This is a genomic window from Chitinophaga agrisoli (genome assembly GCF_008386695.1).
Lineage (GTDB): Bacteria > Bacteroidota > Bacteroidia > Chitinophagales > Chitinophagaceae > Chitinophaga > Chitinophaga agrisoli.
Genome location: NZ_VUOC01000002.1, coordinates 456,189 through 477,835 on the forward strand (window position 1 = coordinate 456,189; position 21,647 = coordinate 477,835).

12 protein-coding genes are annotated in these 21,647 nt (G+C 49.7%); 2 read left to right on the forward strand and 10 right to left on the reverse strand.

Going from position 1 to position 21,647, the window contains the following annotated elements:
• Positions 1-403: 403 nt before the first annotated feature.
• On the reverse strand, positions 404-823 hold the full coding sequence (locus F0L74_RS09225) for a DUF1810 domain-containing protein (RefSeq protein WP_149837571.1): 420 nt from the start codon (positions 821-823) through the stop codon (positions 404-406).
• A gap of 140 nt (positions 824-963) precedes the next feature.
• Between F0L74_RS09225 and F0L74_RS09230 the strand changes: the two genes are divergently transcribed.
• The gene (locus F0L74_RS09230; RefSeq protein ID WP_149837572.1) at positions 964-2,583 is read left to right on the forward strand and encodes a non-homologous end-joining DNA ligase LigD; all 1,620 of its coding nucleotides are present in this window, start codon (positions 964-966) and stop codon (positions 2,581-2,583) included.
• Between the two features lie 58 nt (positions 2,584-2,641).
• Complete coding sequence (locus tag F0L74_RS09235; RefSeq protein ID WP_188315933.1) at positions 2,642-3,268, forward strand: phosphatase PAP2 family protein; 627 nt, start codon at positions 2,642-2,644, stop codon at positions 3,266-3,268.
• Positions 3,269-3,273: 5 nt separating this feature from the next.
• Here the strand turns inward: F0L74_RS09235 and F0L74_RS09240 are convergent, their stop codons facing one another.
• The 9 genes from F0L74_RS09240 to F0L74_RS09280 all read right to left on the reverse strand — a co-directional run bounded on the left by F0L74_RS09240 (position 3,274) and on the right by F0L74_RS09280 (position 21,644).
• Positions 3,274-5,640 (reverse strand): alpha-L-rhamnosidase-related protein, encoded by a 2,367-nt coding sequence (locus tag F0L74_RS09240; protein WP_149837574.1) that lies wholly within the window; start codon positions 5,638-5,640, stop codon positions 3,274-3,276.
• Between the two features lie 13 nt (positions 5,641-5,653).
• A complete protein-coding gene (locus F0L74_RS09245; protein ID WP_149837575.1) occupies positions 5,654-6,682 on the reverse strand; it encodes a LacI family DNA-binding transcriptional regulator in 1,029 nt (342 codons plus the stop codon).
• A gap of 27 nt (positions 6,683-6,709) precedes the next feature.
• The gene (gene fucP / locus F0L74_RS09250) at positions 6,710-7,921 is read right to left on the reverse strand and encodes an L-fucose:H+ symporter permease (RefSeq protein ID WP_149837576.1); all 1,212 of its coding nucleotides are present in this window, start codon (positions 7,919-7,921) and stop codon (positions 6,710-6,712) included.
• Between the two features lie 6 nt (positions 7,922-7,927).
• The gene (locus F0L74_RS09255; RefSeq protein WP_149837577.1) at positions 7,928-10,198 is read right to left on the reverse strand and encodes a GH92 family glycosyl hydrolase; all 2,271 of its coding nucleotides are present in this window, start codon (positions 10,196-10,198) and stop codon (positions 7,928-7,930) included.
• The gene (locus tag F0L74_RS09260; RefSeq protein ID WP_149837578.1) at positions 10,198-12,522 is read right to left on the reverse strand and encodes a prolipoprotein diacylglyceryl transferase family protein; all 2,325 of its coding nucleotides are present in this window, start codon (positions 12,520-12,522) and stop codon (positions 10,198-10,200) included. The genes F0L74_RS09255 and F0L74_RS09260 overlap by 1 nt, the downstream gene beginning before the upstream one ends.
• Positions 12,523-12,533: 11 nt before the next feature.
• Positions 12,534-15,644 carry a SusC/RagA family TonB-linked outer membrane protein gene (locus tag F0L74_RS09265; protein ID WP_246197667.1) on the reverse strand — a complete coding sequence of 1,037 codons (3,111 nt, stop codon included), beginning with the start codon at positions 15,642-15,644 and terminating at the stop codon, positions 12,534-12,536.
• A gap of 63 nt (positions 15,645-15,707) precedes the next feature.
• Complete coding sequence (locus F0L74_RS09270) at positions 15,708-17,471, reverse strand: RagB/SusD family nutrient uptake outer membrane protein (protein ID WP_149837580.1); 1,764 nt, start codon at positions 17,469-17,471, stop codon at positions 15,708-15,710.
• A gap of 13 nt (positions 17,472-17,484) precedes the next feature.
• A complete protein-coding gene (locus tag F0L74_RS09275; RefSeq protein ID WP_149837581.1) occupies positions 17,485-20,634 on the reverse strand; it encodes a SusC/RagA family TonB-linked outer membrane protein in 3,150 nt (1,049 codons plus the stop codon).
• Positions 20,625-21,644 (reverse strand): DUF4961 domain-containing protein, encoded by a 1,020-nt coding sequence (locus F0L74_RS09280; RefSeq protein WP_188315935.1) that lies wholly within the window; start codon positions 21,642-21,644, stop codon positions 20,625-20,627. The genes F0L74_RS09275 and F0L74_RS09280 overlap by 10 nt, the downstream gene beginning before the upstream one ends.
• Positions 21,645-21,647: the final 3 nt, after the last annotated feature.

Below are 21,647 nucleotides of genomic sequence, written 5' to 3' on the forward strand. Positions count from 1 at the left end.
TGCTAAGTTCGTCAACTTGGTGGCGTCATAGGCGGTGACAGCCTCTGCCGTAGTTCTTACAGCCATTTTTATGCACTTGCCGGTCCTTATAATACCTGGTTTTAATTCCTACAATAAAAACCATGCCATAGCGGTTTCGGCAGCTATTCATTTTGGTAACCCGCCAGATCGCGGCTCTTTCAGGCCGCCGGCATAATGCGCATTTTTTGAATGGTCGGAAATAACACAATACTGGTAGCCTTTTTGTTGAAAGGTTACGAAGCCGGTAGGCGGCGCCGGAAAGTAAATGCGAAAGCCGTTCATCCTGTCCGTGTAGTAATAACAGTTCTGCAAATAGCTCAAACTGCCGGCTTATTTCCCTGTTGGATATTAAATGAGCAGATATTTTAGGCTGTCATGGTTGTTATACTTGCAGCAAATCCAATGTTTTTGAATCTTTTTCACCCAGGTAAAACCTGTCCAGTACATCCTGGAAACACTTATCAGCCCCCTCAACACTGGCGAAAAGGGTCATTGAGGAGCGAAGTTTCAGGTCGTCCGGGCTACCGAAGATCTCGTGCGCAGTTTTATTGTAATGAGTCAACAACGCCTGACAAATACTGATCAGGCGCTGGCCCAATACAGGATGATTCAAATAACTGGCCGCCTCCTCCAGATCCTTTATACCATAGTAACTGGACATTTCGCTAAAACCAAGGCCTTTAAACTGGGGGAAAATATACCACATCCAATGTCCCCACTTTCTACCCTCCAGCACTTCGTCGTACGCAGCGGTGTAGGAGCTCTCCTGGGCCTTTATAAATCTATTCAGATCTTCTATCATGTAAAGTTGTTAGTTATTTGAATAAGACAATTTACGCAACTGCTGAACCTGTCTGGTAAACCCGCTTTAAAGAGAAGCCTAAATTTCATGCCAGCTGCCTCTCCGTACTGCACAGGCATGATTTTTTGGGATGTTGCCATATGGGACTGCAGGAATACAAACAAAAACGCACCTTCGCCAAAACACCTGAGCCCACCGGCGGAAAAGCAAACGACGGCGGACTGCATTTTGTAATACAAAAGCATGCAGCCTCCCACCTGCACTATGATTTCAGACTGGAGATGCGTGGAGTATTGAAGAGCTGGGCGGTGCCAAAGGGCCCTTCACTTGACCCGGAGGTGAAGCGGCTGGCCATGCTTGTTGAAGATCATCCCTATGATTATAAGGATTTTGAAGGTATCATTCCGGAAGGAAACTATGGCGCCGGAACAGTTATCATATGGGATGAAGGCGCCTACGAACCGCTTGAAAAAGGACTAACAAAAAAAGAACAGGAAAAGATCCTGCTCAAAGGCTTCTTCGGCGGTTCATTAAAGATCAGGATGCACGGCCATAAGCTGAAAGGCGAATTTGCGCTGGTACGAACGCAGGGCCGCGGTGAGAACGCGTGGCTGCTTATCAAACACAAGGACCGCTACGCAAGGAAAACAGATATCACCGAAAAAGATACATCTGTTGTATCAAAAAAGACGATCGAACAGATGGCCGCCAGCAAAACTGCCGCCAGGTGGGAAAGTAACCGCAATAGCGACGGATCATTAAAAGACCGCCAGCGGTCAAAAAAAAAGCCCACCATGGCCGGAAGCAACTGGCCAGAGCTGGAAGCGATCCCTATTGAGAACGAAGCTGATTTTGATATTGACGGCTGTACTATCAAGATCAACAATATTGACCGGCAGGTATGGAAAGATGTTACCAAAGCTGATCTGATCCAGTATTATCATAGCATAGCGCCATACCTGCTGCCCTATTTGAAGGACCGGCCGCTGTCCCTGCACATCAAACCCCGCGGCGCCATGGCGCCCGATCTGTACATCAAGGACATGGAAGGCCGCCAGCCCGTCTGCGCTGATATCTTCCAGGACAAACGGCGGCATAAGAAAGCGGGCACACGGCCCGTTATAGACTATCTTGTCTGCAATAATGAGGCAACCCTGCTGTACATGATCAACCTGGGATGTATTGATGTTAATCCCTGGATGTCAAGAACCGCTACGCCGCAAGCGCCAGATTTTGTAAATATTGACCTGGACCCCTCCGGCAACGATTTTGAAAAAGTGATCGAAGTTGCGCGGGCGGCAAAAACAGTTTTATCCAAATGGAAGCTCAAAACAGTTGTAAAGACCAGCGGCAAAACGGGATTGCATATCTACATACCCGTTACCGGTATTAGCTACCAACAGGCACGGCGGGCCGCCGAAACAATAGGTCAGGAGGTCCTGGCGCTGGTTCCCCGCATCGCAACTACCAATGTGAATAGATCCCAAAGAGGCAGCAAGGTTTTTATCGACCCCTCTCAGAATGATTATGCCGATACCCTGGCTGCTGCGTATACCGTACGGCCGAATTCGATCCCAACGGTATCTACGCCACTGAGCTGGGCGGAGGTCAGGAAAGGGCTTGATCCAAAACAGTTTACGATCTTCAATACCGGCGAGCGCGTTAAGAAAAAAGGCGACTTGTTTAAGAACGCTCTTAACGTGGCCTGGGCGAAATATAATACCGGCATGTTGAGGAAAAGGGTTTTTGACGTGATTTGAAGCGGGGACATGACATTTCCAGAATTTCTCCAGAATTGGCTGATAAGTTTGTATGGTAATGTCAGATCAAGATATGCATACTTACAGAAATCCAGTTTTGCTTGGTGCGCTTACGGCTTGCTTCCTTGTAAGCCTTTTACCTGTTGTGCATATACCTTTTTTCCAGGATATCGATGTGAATGTGTTGATCCTCATAAATTTATCGCGGATCCATTCATTGGATGCTTTTTTCAACTTGGTTACCGATACTGCAGGTGCAGTAGGTATGCTAACGCCGTTGATCTTACTGTGCATTCCGCGCTTACGGAAAGCAGGGGTGTATGGCTTGATTGCCTATCTGGCTACCGCGCTGACAAGTAATGCATTAAAATATATATTGAATAGGCCGCGGCCATTTGCCACTTATCACTTTATAGAAAAGATGACAAGCGGAGGCAGCCCGTCTTTTCCATCTGGCCATACAACAGATGCGTTTGTAACGGCTGGCGTGTTGAGTCTTGTTTTTCGCCGCTGGTATGTGACGGTTGTTGTGTATCTATGGGCCATCCTGGTGGCCTATTCCAGGATTGACCTGGGGGTACATTATCCCAGTGATGTATTGGCCGGGGCTGCGTTAGGGAGTATTGCCGCGGTGGTGTGTTATGGTGTTGAAGGATGGTTGATAAGAAAGCGGGAGGCGTTTTGACCTCCTCAAATCTCCAACCTATTCTCCCCCGCCTTCAACCCATACTTCTTCCCTTTCCATACGAGCGTTCCCGTAATCCCCTCCGGCAAAACCACTTTTACCTTCCACTTCCCTCCTTCCAACGCGTACGCCACCGCCACTTTCCCAGCCGGATGCGGTATCTCCCCACTCACCGCTTTCAACTCCCCCAAATGCGGCTCTATTTTAATCCTCCTGAACCCCGGCGCATCACTATCAATCCCCAGCACCATCCGGAAAAACTCAATATTCGGACTAGCCCCCCATGCATGACAATCAGACCGGCTATTAGGCAGATCAGAAACTTCCGCCCAGGTAGTCAACCCCATTTTTATATTATCCCGCCATACATCTAACCATTTCAGATAATCATCTCCCAAGCCTCCTTTTGCCAATGCCTGATGCAGATAATATTTAAAATAGATAGTACACTGGGTCAGGGATTTATCCTGCAACAGGTGTTGACACAATTCCGGCAGGTCCTGCTTATTCACCAACCCGGCCAATACCGCCAGCGCATTAGCATGCTGGGAATATACATCTTTTTGATCTGTATCCGCATACAGTTTCCTGGCAGCATTCCAATATTTGGCGCGGATAGTCCGCTGCAGTTGCGATGCTCTTTGTTGATAGAGCGCAGCATATGCCTGCATACCCATTGCCCCTTCCAATTCAGCCGCCCATTGATAAGCCATCAACAATTGCAGATCAAGGATCGCAGACGCGCCATCAGTACCTTTTGGCGGCATGGCAAAATCCCATCCTTTCCCTCCTACCCAATCTATAAAATTCCAATAGGGTAATCCTCTTACTGACCCATCAGCCCCCTGGTATTTATTAAAAAAATCGAGCACAACCCGTTCGCCCACCAGCTTATCTTTAATGAAATTACTATCAGCCCTGTACATCCAGTAATCATGCAGCATACCTACATACCACAAAGAAAAAGTAGATATGATCTGCGTGCTATGTGTAGGCCAGCGGCTTTGGGTTACCCCTTCGGTGGTGCGGGAATGATCCATCAGGTTGATGGCATTACGCGCCAGCCGTTCATCGCCGCTATTGTAGTAGCTGATCATAGCCTGTATGCGCGTATCCCCTATATACTGCAGCTGCTCATAATACGGGCAATCAAAATACGTTTCCATAGCGCACAGCCGGGCGGTCCGCCAGCCTATATCCAGGATCTTTTTTATCTCCGTATTACCGGTATTAAAGGCAGCATTAAATTTAAAAGGATAGCCGGTAAACGTACCGGAAATATCATCTATCACCAGCGGCTCGCCTTGCGTATGCACGGTTACCAGTATATACCGGAAGCTGCGCCAGTAAAGGGTAGTATAAGACTGCCCGGTGCTGCCATCAGAGATAACGCTATCCTTCCGGCCTTTAAAGTCCTTACCATCCACATCATTGCGGTTGCCTTTACGATCGCCATACTTTTTAAGATCATCATACAACGATTCCGCATACCGCATGGAAATACCGGCGTTCTTACCCTTGCTGAATTTTAAGTGGATATACGCATTGGTCAAATGGGTCTGGTCCAACAGAAAAGAAACGGTCGTATCAGCCGGAATAGTAACCGTGGTTTTAGTGGCGGGAAAACCAGCAGGCAGCGTAATACCAGCCGCCTTACGCATAGCAGGTATCCGCTCATCCGTCATTTCCATCTGGGGCAATGAGGAAGGCACCAGCATCCAGCCAAATCCATCAGACCCGCCCTTCAAATGCCCCTGGAACAAATTAGCCGCCATCGGCCAGCTGCTATCGTCAAAATCCAGCACGGTCCAACCCTTAACGGATTGATTCATATCCACCAGTTCGCCGGTGCTCGCGGCAAAAAAGCCCGTAACTGGCTGGTATCCGTTATCCCGGATACATTTCCAGGTGTTGTTGGTATTCAGTATCTCTTCCGCAGGCGTATTCCCCTGTATAATAAAAGCCGTCCTTACCGTGATCTGCGCCTCCGGACGGTTCTCTGCCTCATTAAATACCAGCGCCGCCACCATATTTTTACCTGCTGTCAGGTAGGGCGCAAGATCCACCGTTTCATAGTTCCAGTAATAAGTATCTCCGCGCGCCGGTCCTAAGGATACCAATGTACCATTTACATATAGCTTATACCGGTTATCAGCGGATACATGGATGATAAAGCTGGCCGGTTTAGCCGCGAGGTCTATATTTTTCCTAAAATAATATACCCCATACCCCGTGCCGGGATCATTAGGCGCTGCAATCCAATTGGCATTCCAGGGCCTGCCCACCGGATCAGCAGTGGCAAATTGAGCGTAGCTGCATTGCGTCAGCAAAAAACTGCAAAGCGCCAGTAGCGCGGAAAATAGTTTACTCATGTAAAACACGGAATTATTTGGATGAGTGCATAGGGTTCGATGATCCCCTGATCTTCAGCTTTGTCTTTAGCACGATCTCCTTTGGAGGCGCGGTGGCATGCGCGGCATCCAGCCGGTCCAGCAACAGGCTGATCACACGGTGGGCAATTTTATCAATAGGCTGGGTAATAGCCGTGACGGGTGTAGAAAACAATTCAAAAATATCATGGTCATCAAAAGAGATAACCCCCAGGTCCTGTGGTACTTTCAGCTTTAGCTGGGTCATGGCCTTTAAACCACATGATCCCGCCTGGATAGCGCCAAACAGCACTGCATCCAGCTGTGGATTGGCCACCAGGAAATCACGTACCGCCTGCACCATTACTTTCTCTTCCGGCGTAAAATCGATCTCCATTACAGCAGGTTTAAGGCCTTCTTCTTTAAGCGCGGTCCTGTAGCCTTTCAAACGGCCTTTCATCTGCGTAAGGGTAGATGAGAAGGTAATAAAACCAATATTCCGGAAACCCTGTTTAACCAGGTAACGGGTAGCATTCTCCGCGCTGAATTCATTATCGATCACAACATAGTCCGTTTTTACTTTTGGCAGGTAACGGTCAAACATCACCACGGGCATGCCTGCTTTGATCAACTCGTTCATCTCCTTTTCCACACCGGGAGGCGGGGAAATAATATACCCATCTACATTACGCTCCCGTAATACATTGATCAGCTCTTTGGTTTTTTCCGTATCGTTATCGGTGCTGCAGTAAATGATCTTATACCCTTTTTTATAGGCGTTATTTTCAATCAGGCGGGCAATCGTTGCAAAGAAGGGGTCAGAGATACTTTCCACCATCAACCCAATGATATTGGATTTACCGGTCCGCAGGCTCTGGGCAATGGGGCTTGGACGAAAACCCACTTCGCGGATGTATTTCTCCACCCGCTCCACCAGCTCCTCGCTGATCCGCTTTTCCTGGGCCCGCCCGTTCAGGATAAAAGATACAGCCGTCTTGGATATGTTCAGGTCTTTGGCAATATCCTTGATTCTTATTTTCTTCACATGTTGTGATTTAGGCTCAAAAATAAATTAAAATCCAGCGGCTAGCCGCTTATAGCTATACCCATACAGCAGTATCACCAGGTAACAGATGATAGGCAGGTAATAGGCCGCGGCTACATTATGGTTAGCTATCAGGCCCATTAACGGGGGAAACAATCCACCGCCTACCACGCCCATTACAATAAAGGAAGAGGCCTGCTGCCGGTATTGTCCCAGGTTCTTTAGCCCTAAGCTGAATATTGTCGGGAACATAATGCTAAAAAAGAAATTGATCAGGATCAGCGCTACAAAAGAGATCCAGCCTAACGCCGCCGCTACGATAATACACATCAGGATATTCATACCGGCAAATATGGCCAGCAGCTTATATGGAGCGATGAAGCGCATGAGCGCCGTGCCGGCAAAGCGGCCCAACATCAGCATCGCAATGCTTAAAGAAAAGAAATAGCCCGCCTGCTCGTCACTCATCCCCATTACATCATGACCATAGTTGATGAAATAAGCCCAGGTGCCGCCCTGCGCGGCTACATTAAAGAACTGCGCAATTGCCGCAAAAACAAAATGTTTTTGTTTGATCAGTGGTTTAACCGGCACCGGCGTTTCCGTAACAGGCTGCTCTTCCTGTAGAGCGGGTAGCTTAATAAACAGGAAGGCAATTGCCAGTAAACTGATGGCTATGCCTATGGCTATATACAGATCCCTCACCGCCATGAGATCATTGGAATGCGCCTGCCCTGCTTTCAGGATGCAATAACTGCCAATAGCCGGACCAATCACCCCTCCCAGCCCGTTAAAGGACTGTGAGAAATTGATCCGCTGATCGCTGGTCCGCTGGTCACCCAATACCGCTATCAGCGGGTGCGCCACTGTTTCCAGCGTAGCCAGGCCGCAGGCCAGCACAAAAAGCGCAAAACGGAAAAAGTTAAAAGAAGCATCCGCTGCTGCCGGGATAAACAGGAATGCGCCCAGGGCATATAAACCCAACCCCAGCAGAATGCCTTTTTTATACCCAAACCTTTTCATGAACATACCCGCCGGAATGCCCATTACCGCATAAGCGCCAAACAAGGAAAGCTGTACCAGGCCGGAACGTGATCTGGAGATATGCAGCACATGCTGAAAATGCCTGTTGAGCACATCCCCCAGCGTAAGCGCCAGCCCCCAGCAAAAGAACAAGGAGGTGACAAACAAAAAAACCGTCAGGTACTTCTTTTCCGTAAACTTAGGTTGGGCGCTCATCTGTTACTATTTGATTGCGGTCAGTGAAAAAGGACGGTCCGCTGTCGCTATGCCCCTTTGTAACGCGGGCTTTGGCCCCATTACCAGGTGCAGCGTACCTCCTTTTGTAATGGCCGAATGGGTGATCCAGTTGTGTGACCAGGGTTGGCCATTCAGCGTAGCGGATTGAATATACACATTATCCGGGCTATTATTTTCCGCCTCTATTACAAACGCCTTCCCATTCTCCAGCGTGATGGTCATCTTCGGGAATAGCGGGCTGCCTAACACATACTGATCCGTACCCGGGCATACACTGTAAAAACCAGCGGCGCTGAGTACATACCAGGATGACATCTGCCCTTCGTCCTCATCGCCAGGATAACCGTTCTCGCTGGCGTTATACATATCTTTCATGATCTGCCGTACATGCTGCTGCGCTTTCCATGGCTGCCCTGCATAGTTATAGAGGTATACCAGGTGATGGATGGGCTCATTGCCCTGGGCGTACTGTCCCATTTTAAAGGCGGCCATTTCCGTCATTTCGTGGATCACCTGTCCATACCCGCCTACCTTGATGGTACCCGGCGTGCTGAATACGGAATCTATTTTGTCCACAAACGGTTTATCACCGCCCATGAGATTGATCAGCCCCTGTACATCATGGAACACAGACCAGGTCCAGTGCCAGGCATTGCCTTCCGTATACGGCCCACCCCAGTCCAGCGGATCAAAAGGCGTGATCCAGTTGCCTTCCGCGTCTTTTGCGCGCATAAAACGGGTGGTGGAATCAAACAGGTTCCGGTAGTTGTACATCTGCCGCGCGAACACCCCTTCATAATAAAACTGGTGATTCATTTTCGCCAGCTGATAGCCGCAGAAATCGTCATAAGCAAATTCCAGGGTCCAGGCAGTGGCGCCCAGGGTTTCTTTTGTGAAAGGCACATATCCTTTTTCGTAGTATTCCTTCCACCCCGGCCGGCCATTGGCGCTGCCCCAGGGGCCTTTATTGGTGGCTTCGTGATAATAGGCCCGCAGCGCCTGCAGCGGGTCAAAAGTACGGATACCTTTTACCCAGGCGTCTGTCAGTAAAGAGATGGCGTGGTTACCCAGCATACCGCCGGTTTCCGAAGGAAAAGACCAGGAGGGCAGCCAGCCGCATTGCTCCTGCGCATCCAGCAGGGCCTGCGCATAACGGCCTTCCATGGTAGGATGCATAATGGTGTTCAGGGGGAACTGTCCCCGGAAAGTATCCCAGAAACCATTATCCGTATACATATAACCGTTATGGATCTTGCCATCATAGGGACTATAATAATAAGGCTGCCCATCCTTCCCATATTCAAAGAACTGATGAGAGAACAGATTGGCATGGTACATACAGGAATAAAAAGTAGCTTTTTCTTCTTCCGTGCCGCCCTCTACTTTCATCCGGCCCAGCAAGGTATTCCATACTTTATCCGCGGCCTGGTGGGTGGCGTCAAAGTTTTTGTAGCCGCCCAGTTCTTTGGCTAAGGTGAGCGATGCCTGTTCCGGGCTGATATAGGAAGACGCTACTTTGGCCTCCACTTGTCCGGGCGCAAATTCTATATAAGCGCCCATGCCCTCTCCTTCCGCTTCCTGATTATTGGCATTGACGGTGTTATGCCGGTTTTCCCAGGTACCGTAGCTTTTAAAAGGCTTATTAAAAATGATCTCAAAATAATTACGGAAGTCCTTCGGGGCCCAGCGGCAATTGTTCACATAACCGCTTATCTTATGTTCTGCCGGGGAGATCTTTACGCTGCTCATTTTTGTATAACCATCCAATACAATAAAGGCTTTACTGCCTTTAGGATAACTAAACCTGAAATGTGCGCCTCTTTCTGTGGGCGAGATCTCCGTCTTTATGCCGTTATCAAAGCTTACTTTATAATAGCTGGGCTGGGCAATCTCCTGCTCATGTGTAAAGGCAGCTGCCCGGGTATCTTCATTTACTACCAGCTCGCCGGATTCCGGCATCAGGGAAAACACCGCATAATCATTTACCCAGGAGCTGCACTGGTGCGATTGTTGAAACCCGCGGATGGTATGTACAAAATACTGGTACTTCCAGCCGTCTCCGTTTTTACCCGTCTGGGGCGTCCAGGTGTTCATGCCAAAAGGCAAAGAAGTGGCCGGATAGGTATTACCATAGGAAAATTCGTATTTGCTATTGGTGCCCTGCCTGGTGTTTACATACTTTACCAGGTTATCCTGGCTATACGCGCACATAACCGGTACATAAAACAGCGACAAGCTTAATAGTAATGGCTTCATCAATTGTCTAATTTTAATCTGATAAACCGCGGACGGTATAAATGCGGATGCTTGTGCAAGTCTTTCAGAAATTCTACTGAGTTCACATTATAACTGATCAGCAGCTCCCCCGGTTTAGAGATACCGGGATGCGCTTTGGCATTATACATTACATAGGTTTTCTCCTCCGCGTCCTTGCTGCAATCCCATAATTTTATAACGGGGCCAAAAGGGCCTATGGGGCTGGCGCCTATACGCATACCAATGGTAGTACCCATCCCGCCTTCCTGGAAAATGAGGGCATAACGGCCATCCGGCAATGGCGACAGGCTTAATTCGTTAGATACCTTATCCGTTACGGCGGCCATCTGGTTCATATCCTTATTCCAGCCATGACCATCCCAAAAACCCCATTGATCAAAATGCTCAAAATCCGCCGGTTTCACCCTGGCCACTACCATTTGTTTTCCCAGTCCATGCACGCCGTATACATATACATAACCATCCGGCGCAGGCGCTTTTGCCTGTTTGGTATTCACATAGATACCAGCGCCAAAAGAACCGATATCACCGGCCTTATTCTTAAAGAACAAAGGGGTATCCATCTGCTCATAACCGGTAAACGGCGGCTTTGCGCCGGCGCGTATTTTAATAAGGGTATTACCCACTTCCCTGAAGCCAAAGGCATCGTCAGATACATTGCGCACCCGGTAACCAAATATGTACAGGGTATTGTTCAGTTCCTGGTTCACAAATCCATCTCCCAGCCAGTAATAATCCCTTGGCTGCGTATTGGGCGTATGCGGCTCAAATACGGATGCGGCTTCGCCTTTGGCATCAACGGCCCAGGAAAAATGCATGCTGCCTATATCGGGCGCATTTTTGCCCAGGATGGCCACCGTGTTATGTACCATCCGGGAACCAGGCAGCAGGGAGTCATTCTCAATTGTACCGATCATGGAATCGCTGAAAATGAACAGCAGGCTATCCGATTGCTGGTGCTCTACCCCGTTCAGCGGTATGCTATAGATCCCGTCTCCGCCAAACCAGCCGTTATTCCTGATAAAGAGCGCAGACCATTCGGGGGCTTCTTCCACCTTGAAACGTAGATTGGCGAGGTCCGGCGTTTGGGCCTGCAGCCCGCAAAACAATAACAGACCGGCACCGGTAAGCATCCATTTTTTCATAACATGCGTTTTATTCCGGTATGAAAAATAATACCTGGCGCTTAACCAAACAAATCCGGCCAGTCCGCCCGCTATGAATAACAGGGCGATCAGCTGCGCCTGACTAAGCTGTATGCCCAGCAATTGATATTTTGGGGTGATACGCAGCATTTCTATAAAATAACGCTCCGCACCATTCAGTAAAAGGAATAAATAGAACAGCGCCCCTGGCGTTTTAATGCTTTTGCGGATGATCCACATGGTGGTGAACAACAGTAAACAGCCAACCGCTTCATACAGCGGCGTTGGATACACACCCATAGGTAACTGATGGCAATGCAGCGAAGTACAACCCGGTATATACACGCCGGCGTCAATGGCATTATGCGGATAGGTAAAGGACCAGGCCCATTGCGGCAGCCAACCAGGTTTTACATGCCCGTTAACAATGCCCCAATCGCCATCCCCGGAAAGATGGCAGCCAATACGGCCAATGCCATACGCCAGCATCATACCGGGAGAACCGATATCCAGCATATGGATCATTTTGATCTTATGCCGGTAGCCGATATAGAGGAAAGTGAGGATCCCGAAGATCAACCCGCCATAGTAGGTAAAACCGCTGCGCGCCAGCAACACCTGCCAGGGCACATACCGCAGCTCCTGGATATGCTCCGCCGTATCAAACAACTTGGCGCCCAAAAAGCCCCAGATCCCTACCATAAACGTGATATAGGGCATCAGCTGGTAGGGATGCTGCACCCGCGTTACTGCCTCCGGTTCCGGTAATATGGCCTTACGGCGATCTGTATAGATCCAGATGGCCCATACCGCCGCCAGTACCATCCCCCATACCAGGCTGCCCTGCAGGGATAACAAACCCGGCGCCGGGTCTGTACCATGATAAAGGGATGACAAGATCCCCGGCGCCTTGTACCCCAGCAAAAAACCAAGCACCGCATTCAGCAACAGCTCCAGCCAGGAAGCAGGTTGCCCGGTCTCTTCTGTTATAACGATCCCACGGATGGTCCCATCTGCTTCCTTGCGCTTAAACTCGCTGGTAAACACTATATAGGCCCCGGCAAATGCCAGGGCCATCACAGCGCCGAATGTCTGCAAATTCAGCTTTACATCCAGCTGCAACAGGTAACTGATAAGATCTCCGATTGTCGCGAACATACGTAGCTGTTTTATAAACTCACCTGCAAACCAATATTCAGCACTCGCTGGTTAATATAAGCATCCCCGGCGGTATTGGTGCTGATCTCCGGATCCTGCTGGTATTTACGATAGTTATCCCAGGTGAACAGGTTGTAGGCGCTCAGGTATACCCGCGCGCTGTTCAGTTTAAAAGGCAACATCTTTGTCGGGAACTGGTAACCGATATCTATTGTTTTCAGGCGGATATAATGCGCATTCACCAGCCAGTAATCCGAAGGATAATAAGTAGGGCTGTTCACGGATGACTTATTGGTGGTAAGCCTGGGGTACCCCGCACTGGCCGCAGTCTCCGGCGTCCAGGCCTCCAGGTGAATGGGCTGCAGCTGCCCAATGAATGGTTCTATACCCGTGCCGGTAATAATAAAGCTATAATTGAAAGAGCCCTGTAACAGTATGCTGGCGCTGAACCCTTTGTAAGATGCCTGCAGGTTCAGACCCAGGTTGGTATTGGGCAGATTGGGATGCCCAATGGCGCGCTGGTCAAAAACGTTGATAAACCCATCCTTGTTCAGGTCCTGGTATTTAAGATCACCCGGATGCAGCGGCAAGCCGTTATCCGGGATGGCTATATCCTTATTACCGGCATTGCTGCCGCCATTGGCAGCCTGGTAGGCGGCTACATTCTTCAGGTCTTCCGGCGTATAATAACCCAGGCTGTGATAGCCAAACGGCTGGTTCAACGGCTGACCGGTATGCATCAACCAGGGATAAGCCGGAGATGCTTCGCTCTGGTATAATACCTTGTTCTTTGCATAAGAGAATACAAAACTGGATCCCCATTGCACATTGCCAATACTGCTGTGATAAGCGATCTGCCCGTCAAAACCCTGGTTACGCGTACGGCCTGTATTCACGGCCGGCAACCCTATACCGATAATATCCGGTACATTATTGGGAACGATCAGCTGGTCATAACGGATATTCCGGAATAACTCAATGGTGGCGGAAAGCCGGTTATCCTTCAGCATGTTGATGTCCAGCGCCAGGTTGGTTTCCTTTTGCTTTTCCCATACCACATTATTATTGGCCAGGTTGCCCTCATAGAACATGGTGTAATAGGAAGGGGATTCTCCAAACGGATAAGTTGCCGGGTTCTGGATATAGTTCTGCGTATAGATATACCTGTTATTAGGCGCCACATCAGACCCTACGATACCATAAGAACCACGGATCTTGAACAGGCCAAACACCGGGAAAGCTTCTCTAAAGAACTTTTCGCCAGACAGGTTATACCCTATGCCAATGGCAGGGAACAGGCCAAAACGGTGATTGGCGGCAAAACGGTCCGTGCCATTATAAGCGGCCTTCAGGTCCAGCAGGTATTTACCGGCATATTCATAATTGCCGGAAAAGGAGATCCCCTGGAACTTAGCGGGAATACCTACCGATGCCGGATCCAGGTTATCATAAGCGCTGAATGTCTGCGATTGCTGGTTCAGTAATACCAGCCCGCTTACATGGTGCTTTTGGTTAAACGTGCGGTCGTAATTGGAGAACAACTGCAGGTTAACGTTGGTGCTATAGATATTTGTATTACCACTGTAATAGATATTCGGGAATACATACGTGCCGGCTGGATTCAGCAGGTAGGTCTTGTTAGCGGCATCATAGTGATATGATGGTATGGGCCCATAGTTACCCGTGCCCCTTGTATATTGTTCCTGGCTGGAATAGGCAATACGCCCGGTGATAGAAAGCCCTTCCGTAATGGCATTCAGCTGCTGCGTGGCATTATACACAATGTTATAATCTGTTCTCTTCGCATTCTGGTAGCCGCCGGTGGCCAATCTTGCATTCAGCGTAGGCAGGTGCGCGGTGTTAAAACGGGAATAGGCATAGGCGTAAGATCCATCCGGGTTCAGGAATGGCGCAGTAAATGGCGTAACGCGGCTAAAATCAAACACCTCTGACAACGCACTCGCCGCGGATACATTGGGCGAGTTGGTGGTAGAAAAACGCGTGGTCACATCCAACCGCATGGTTAAGGTCTTATTGGCTTTCAGATCCAGGTTAGACCGGAAATTGTACCGCTTAAAATTGTAATTCGTATTCACCGTGCCCCGCGGATCAGGAAAAGTGCGCACCAGGCCGTTCTGGTTCAGCGCCCCGCCGGAGATAAAATATTTCACCGTTTCATTACCGCCAGAGATATCCAGGTTGGTATTTTCCTGGAAACTGTATGTTTTAAAGATCGCATCGTACCAGTTTACGTCCGGATGGCCGTAAGGGTCCTGCCCGTTTTTGTACAGGTCCAGGTCTTCCTGTGTAAACTCAGGAGCCAGGCCGTCGTTGATCTCTGCCTGGTTAATAAGACTGGCAGACTGGTAAGCATTCAGGAATTTAGGGATCTTGGTAGGCGTTTGCGCGCCGCTTTCCACCCGTACGTTGATCTGCGGTTTGCCTAATTTACCCCGCCTGGTAGTCACCACCAATACGCCGTTAGCGCCTTTAATACCGTATATAGCGGTGGTAGACGCATCTTTTAATATGGAGATGGAAGAGATCTCATTCACATTGATCTGTTGCAGCTGATCATAGGTATATTCCACATCATCTACAATGATCAGGGGTTTGTTACCCGCAGGGTTCAATGAGCTGATACCGCGTATATAAAAATCAGAAGCATCTTTACCGGGCTGACCGGATGACTGCTGGGAGAAGAAACCCGGTAAACGGCCCGTCAGTGCATTCTGTACGTTCGCAGTAGGTACGTTCCTGATCTCTGCCGCATTAATGGTGCTCACAGAACCAGTATTGGTAATACGGGTGGTTTTGCCATAACCTACCACCACCACCTCATCCAGCGCCTGGTTATCGGAAGAAAGGGTAACATCTACATCCTCATGCTCGCCGGCCACATTGATCTCGCGGGTCACATAACCCAGGAAGCGGAACCGCAGCACATTGGTATGTCCTTTTAAAGTAACCTTAAATTTACCGCCAGGGTCCGTAACAGCCCCGTTTGCCGGCATACCCTTCTCCGTCACCGTTACCCCGGGTAAGGGGCCCTGCAGATCCCGCACATGCCCGGTGATCACCCGGCCCTGCGCCAGCAGCAAGGCGGGAAGTAGATGTATCATCACACAAATCAGCAGTATTATTTTCCGCATATTTGTTTGTTTATAATTTTAATAATTGAGTGCCTACCATCCCGGATTCTGTTTCATATTCGGGTTCTTGGCCGTTTCATTGTAAGGGATGGGATACAGGTATTGACGCTCCTGGAAAACAGTATTCAGCAGCGTGACAGGATTGTACGTATAATCGCCGCCGTTCTTTACGATCGAAACGCCTGTACGCGGTTTGTTCAGCACCGTTTGCGCGAGCTTCCATCTGCGGAGATCAAAGAACCGGTGCTCTTCAAATGCGAACTCTATCCGCCATTCATTTTGTATCACCGCCCTCATGGCAGCCTGCGTCATATTAGGCGTCAGTCCATAGTTGCCCCCTGCGCCGGGGTCTATACCCGCGCGGGCCCTGATGGCATACAACTGCTGGTACACATCCGCCTGCGGGGCCGCTTCTGCTTCATTACGGGCTTCCGCATAGGCCAGCAAAACCTCCGCGTAACGCAGTATGATCCAGTCAGAGGAGTGGTTGCTGTAGGTACTGGCATCCTCAAAAGCGCCCATGAACTTGCGCATATAAAAACCGCTTACTGTTTGCTGCAGGGTGGAGTTGGGTTTGCTGATCCCCCCTTCATAGGTCTGCATGGTGCTGTTGAGCCAATGCGCCCCGTTATAGAGGATAGTAGCGTTAAAACGCGGATCACGCTTGGCGTCAGATAACACGCTGTAGGGATCGGAAGCCAGGTAACCGGAGGCGGGGTCTGTGACAGGTAAACCATTCTTCATGGGGAAAGCGTCTACCAGCTCCTGCGTAGGACTGGTATTACCAGTACCCCCCGCCTGGAACCCTACCGGCCCATTATTGGTTTCAATACTGGTGGTATTACTACCCGGCCGGATAAAGATCCTTTCGCTGTTGTTCTGCGTGAGGAACACATCCGTAAACGAAGGGTCCAGGGAATACGTGTTCAGGTCTATTACATCTTTTGCCGCCTGCGCTGCCAGGGTCCAACGGTTCACATCAAAATTGGTATAACCGGTGAGCGGATTGCCGTTGTCAATATTACCACCGTTAAACAGCGGACTGGCCGCCAGCAATAATGTTTTGGCTTTCAGGGCCATGGCGGCGCCTTTGGTAGCGCGGTAGTTATCGGCATCTGCTACCGGGGCGGTGATCAGGCTGTCCTTGATAGCATCGCACTCTTTTACGATATAGCTGATACAGTCTGCAAAACTGCTGCGGGGCAGGTCCAGGTTATCAGCAATATTGTATACCTTATCTCCCATCAGGGGCACACCGCCATAACGCCTTACCAGCTCAAAATAGAAATAGGCGCGCAGGAACCGGGCTTCGCTCCGCCATACCTGGGCGGTGGTGGTACCGTTGGGCAGGCCGCCCTTAACCGGCACCACGCCTATATTATTGATCACTATATTGGCATTGCGGATCCCTGCCCAGAATGATTCCGGCGGACCGGTAGCGCCCGGCGGCTGGGAAAGATTGGTGCCTTCCCATAAATTTTCTGATCCCGGAAAATTAAAAGAGGTCACTGCATTCGTGGAGATCAGCGTAATGGCAACGCCGGTGCCTGTTTTGGAAGATACCGCATCGTCAGACGCCGCATCCAGGTAATCGCCGCCCACGCGGTTATGCCCGTTCTTAACGATCGCGTACACGCTGTACAGGAAGTTCTGCGCATTTACCCCCGCAGAATCCAGCGGGTCAAATACATAGTTGCCTGTTACCTTATCCACCGGGAATTGCTCGTATTTTTTACAAGCGCCCATAATGGCGGCCAGCAGCAGGAAGGTTATTATTTTATTGTTAGTATTTTTCATGGCTCAGTCTCATTTATAGCTTAATACTTACACCGGCGGTCAGCACCCGTTGAATAGGATAAAAAGACGGCATCACTTCCGGGTCTACGCCTTTAAACCCGGCAATGGTGAACAGGTTCTCGCCATCCAGGAAGATCTTCAGACCAGAGATGCGCGCCCTTTTCAGCAGGCTGTATGGCAGCGAATAGCCGATCTCCGCATTCCGGAGCCGCACATAGTTGCCATTCCGCAGGTAAAAGCTGGAGAACATCGCATTGTTATTGGCAGCGGATACGGCCAGCCTGGATAAGGTGGCGCTGTTTGCTGTTTCCGGCGTCCACCGGCCCGTAGCGCCCTCATAGGTCTGGCGGTTCGTGGTGGAGAAATCCAGCCCAAAATGATCAATGGCGTCATTCTGTACACTGATCTGCCGGTTACCCACCCCCTGTATGATGAAACTAAAATTGAAGCCCTTGTAGTTGCCGCCCAGCGTCAGGCCAAAGAAAGCCAGCGGTTTGGTGCCGCCAATGGTGGATTGGTCGAAATTGTCAATGACGCCATCCTTATTCAGGTCTTTGTATTTAATATCTCCCGGCTGCGGTGTATACCCGGCTATATGTGCGCTTTTTGCCGCGTCGTCCGCGTCCTGGTAAAGCCCCAGCGCGGTATAGCCATAAAAAGTACCTGTTACCGGTAACCCTGTTCTGCGGTTCCAGGCAAACGGCGTGGCCAGTTCGTCATTGAACAGTATTTTGGAATAGGCCAGGCTGCCGTTGGCAGTGGCAAAATAATTGAAGTTGCCAATATGATTGTTATAGGTCAGCGTTAGCTCTACGCCCTGGTAAAGGTTCCTGCCAATGTTCTCCAGCGGATAGGCAGTGCCCAGCAATGCAACGGAATTACCGCGGTAACCCAGCACATCGGAATAGGTATCATGATAATAATCCGCGGTTAGCTGCAGATGATTATCTATAAAGGAGATATCCGTTCCTATATCAAACTTGTCCCCTTTTTCCCAGGTGATATAAGGATTAGCCAGCGTACCTTCATATTGATAGTACACCGTCGTATAACCGGTGCCTACCGGGAAATTCTTATCATGGTAGTTGGTGCCGTAGGTCTGTGAATAGGCATAATACAGGGAGGAATTCATATCGATATTGGCATTGCCCGTTCTCGCATAGGTAGCCCGCCATTTCCATCCGCTGATCCAGGAAAGATCCTTTATAAAATCCTCCCGGCCCATTTCCCAACCCAGGCCGGCGCCGTAGAACAGGCCCCACTGGCTACCCGGCGGATAGCGGTTGTTGCTGCTGCCTATCAGCGTGGCGCTGATGAAATACTTCTTATCATAATCATATCCGGCCCTGATCCCCGCATTGCTCGTGCTCGAAGTCAGATCATAGTTAGCCACGATAGATTTCCGGTCATACAATGCCTGCGCGCTTACATTACTCTTGTTAAAACTTCTTTCATAATTCAGGCTGCCCTGCGCAAACGCCTGCCGGGAAGTGAACACGGTATGGAAAGCATTCTTCTGTGCGGAGGTAGTGCCATACAGTACATAGCTACCATCATCGAAAGCATAGGTAGGGTTCTGCAGGCTCCTGTCCAGCGCGGTGATGGACTGGTAAGACAAATTGCCTTTCAGCTTTGCGCTCAGACCGGGTAATACGCTGTTTAAATTATAGTTCAGGTCTACATTGGCCAGGATATCATTGGTATTATTCTGCGTATAACCGGAGAACTGGGACCTCGACAGCAGGTTATTGCTGTAAGGGCCCGTATTGCCACCTATGTTATTACCGCCAAATGTGCCATTGGGGTTATAGATCGGATATGCATTATTGGGCGTGGAATATATGGCGGATAACAGGCCCACATAATCGCTGCCCGGCTCCCGGGTATTCTGTACACGGCCAAACAGCTGCAGGTCTACATTCAGGTTTTTATTTACCTGCACCCCTATATCAGAATTGATCACATACCGTTTCAGGCTGTTATTGGTGCTGTAGTTAACGGAGGGGCTGGTCTTAAAAATACCCTCCTGGTCAAAATAGCTCAGGGAAACAGAGTAACGGGCTACATTGGTGCCGCCGTTTATATTCAGCTTATAATTAGAAATAGGAGAATTATTCCGCAGCAGCGTTTTAAACCAGTTCACATCCGGATGCCCCACCGGATCTGTATGCTGCCGGTAAGCGTTGAAATCCTCTGCGGAATACAGGGCGGGTTTGCCATCGTTCATCAACATCTCATTCTGCAGGTACGCATACTGGTAGGCAGGCAATGGCTTGGGAAGGCCCAGCGGCTGCTGTACGCCGGATTGCGCGGTGAACGTAATATGCGGGCGGCCCATCTCTCCCCTCCTGGTGGTGACCAGCACCACCGGGTGCGAGCTGTTATTGCCCAGCAACAAAGTAGAAAAGCCATCCTTTAGCACGGATATCGATTCAATGGACTCCGGATCAATGGAAGAGATCTCCCGTTGCACGCCATCAATTACGGTAATGGGCGTCTGGCCACGCACGCTCAATGCGATCTCCGCATTGTCTGTAGACCGGTTGTTATTAGAGGTTTCATTCACCAGGGTTTGGCCGATAATAGCGGAAGAAGAGATATCAGTGACATTAAAACTGGTGAAACCGCTGTTTTGTTTGGTATACACGCCGGATAGCTGCCCGGGAAACGCATACACGTATAGCGAAGCGGGTGTGGTAGTAAGCTGGCTCGTATAAACAGTGGCTACTGATCCCAGTACCCTGGAACGGTCTACCCGTTCGTAGAGCATATCCACTTTATCTGGCGATCGTAGAAAAGCATCCGCCAGCTTAACGGTCATCGGCTTTCCTGTTCTTGCCGGCAGTTCGCTGGTATAATGATCCTTTGCGGCAAATACCAGTATTGTACCGGCCGGCGCATCTATTGCAAAATGCCCGTTCTCATCTGTTAATACGGAAATGTTTTTATCTTTTATGCTGACCTTTACGCCGGTCAGCGGATCATTGAATGCATTTATAACAGTGCCATTTGCCCATCCGGGATGGGTGGAGTCCTGTGGTGACTGAAAGGCAAGCACGCTTTGCGGTAAGCCTAATAAAAAGGCCACGCCTATCAGGCATATATTGTAGTACCAATAACGCATAGATGCTGGTTTTAGCGATAACTTAAAGATCATCCGCATTTAAACTTATAGGTGAAGGGGGCAGATGTATTACCATATCCTATCTTTTTAGTACCGGTTTTATCCGTGATGAAATAGGTCATATTGGTAAGCGTCTGACTGTCATTTACGCCAAAGAAAGCCCGTGGCCAGATGGTGATCTCATACCGGCCCCCGCTGGTAGGTTTCATGATGGTCTTATCCGTTTGCTCACAGATAATGATGGTACGGCCATCATTGGTGATCCCCGTAGCGCACAGGTAAACCGCGTCACTGCCGGTAAGATCGGTTTTGATCACATTGGAGTTGAAGGTCAGCGTCACCAGGTCGTTGTCCAGCGATTTTGGCGGTGAAACGGTGGTCAGCTGCGGATTACAAAAGTCCACCAGGTCGCCGGTACCACCGGTCACCGTAAAACAATCCCCGATGTATTCATTATAGTACTCTGCCGTGGCCCCATAACCGGCGTCCACATTGCCATCAGAGGTAAAGCCGTTGGTGGTGTTAGCCACTACATAGGCCAGTTTTACAATGGTGGGGTTATTATCCGCCCCTACTTTCAGTTGAAGGTTCAGGGAGCCGGTGATCTTGTCGCCGTTGGCATAGCTGAACGGCACATCAGACTGCATTACCACCCATTCCATATCATCTATCAGGTTGCCGGCAATACCAAAAGTAGCCCGCATATAATCCGGCCAGTTCTTACCATCGCCATGCGGCGCCAGTGTACTGAGCGGCGTCATTACAAAATTGCCATTGCCTTTACTGCCGGTATAACTGGCGGTGAGGTTCTGCGTACCCTTCCAGCCTTTGGGCATCAGCACGCCCAGGATCAGTTTATCCGATCCGTCTGAATTACAGGAAAGGTCCAGGTCAAGTTTAATAGGCACCACATCGCCCACCACCGCGGTGGCGGGTATGGTCACCTTCGTGATCTTGATATGGCAGAAGCTGAAAACGATCGCCAGGATCACCAGCGCCGTCAGCATCCAGATCCGCTGCCCTTTTATACGTAAACGTGGTAGCTTCATATT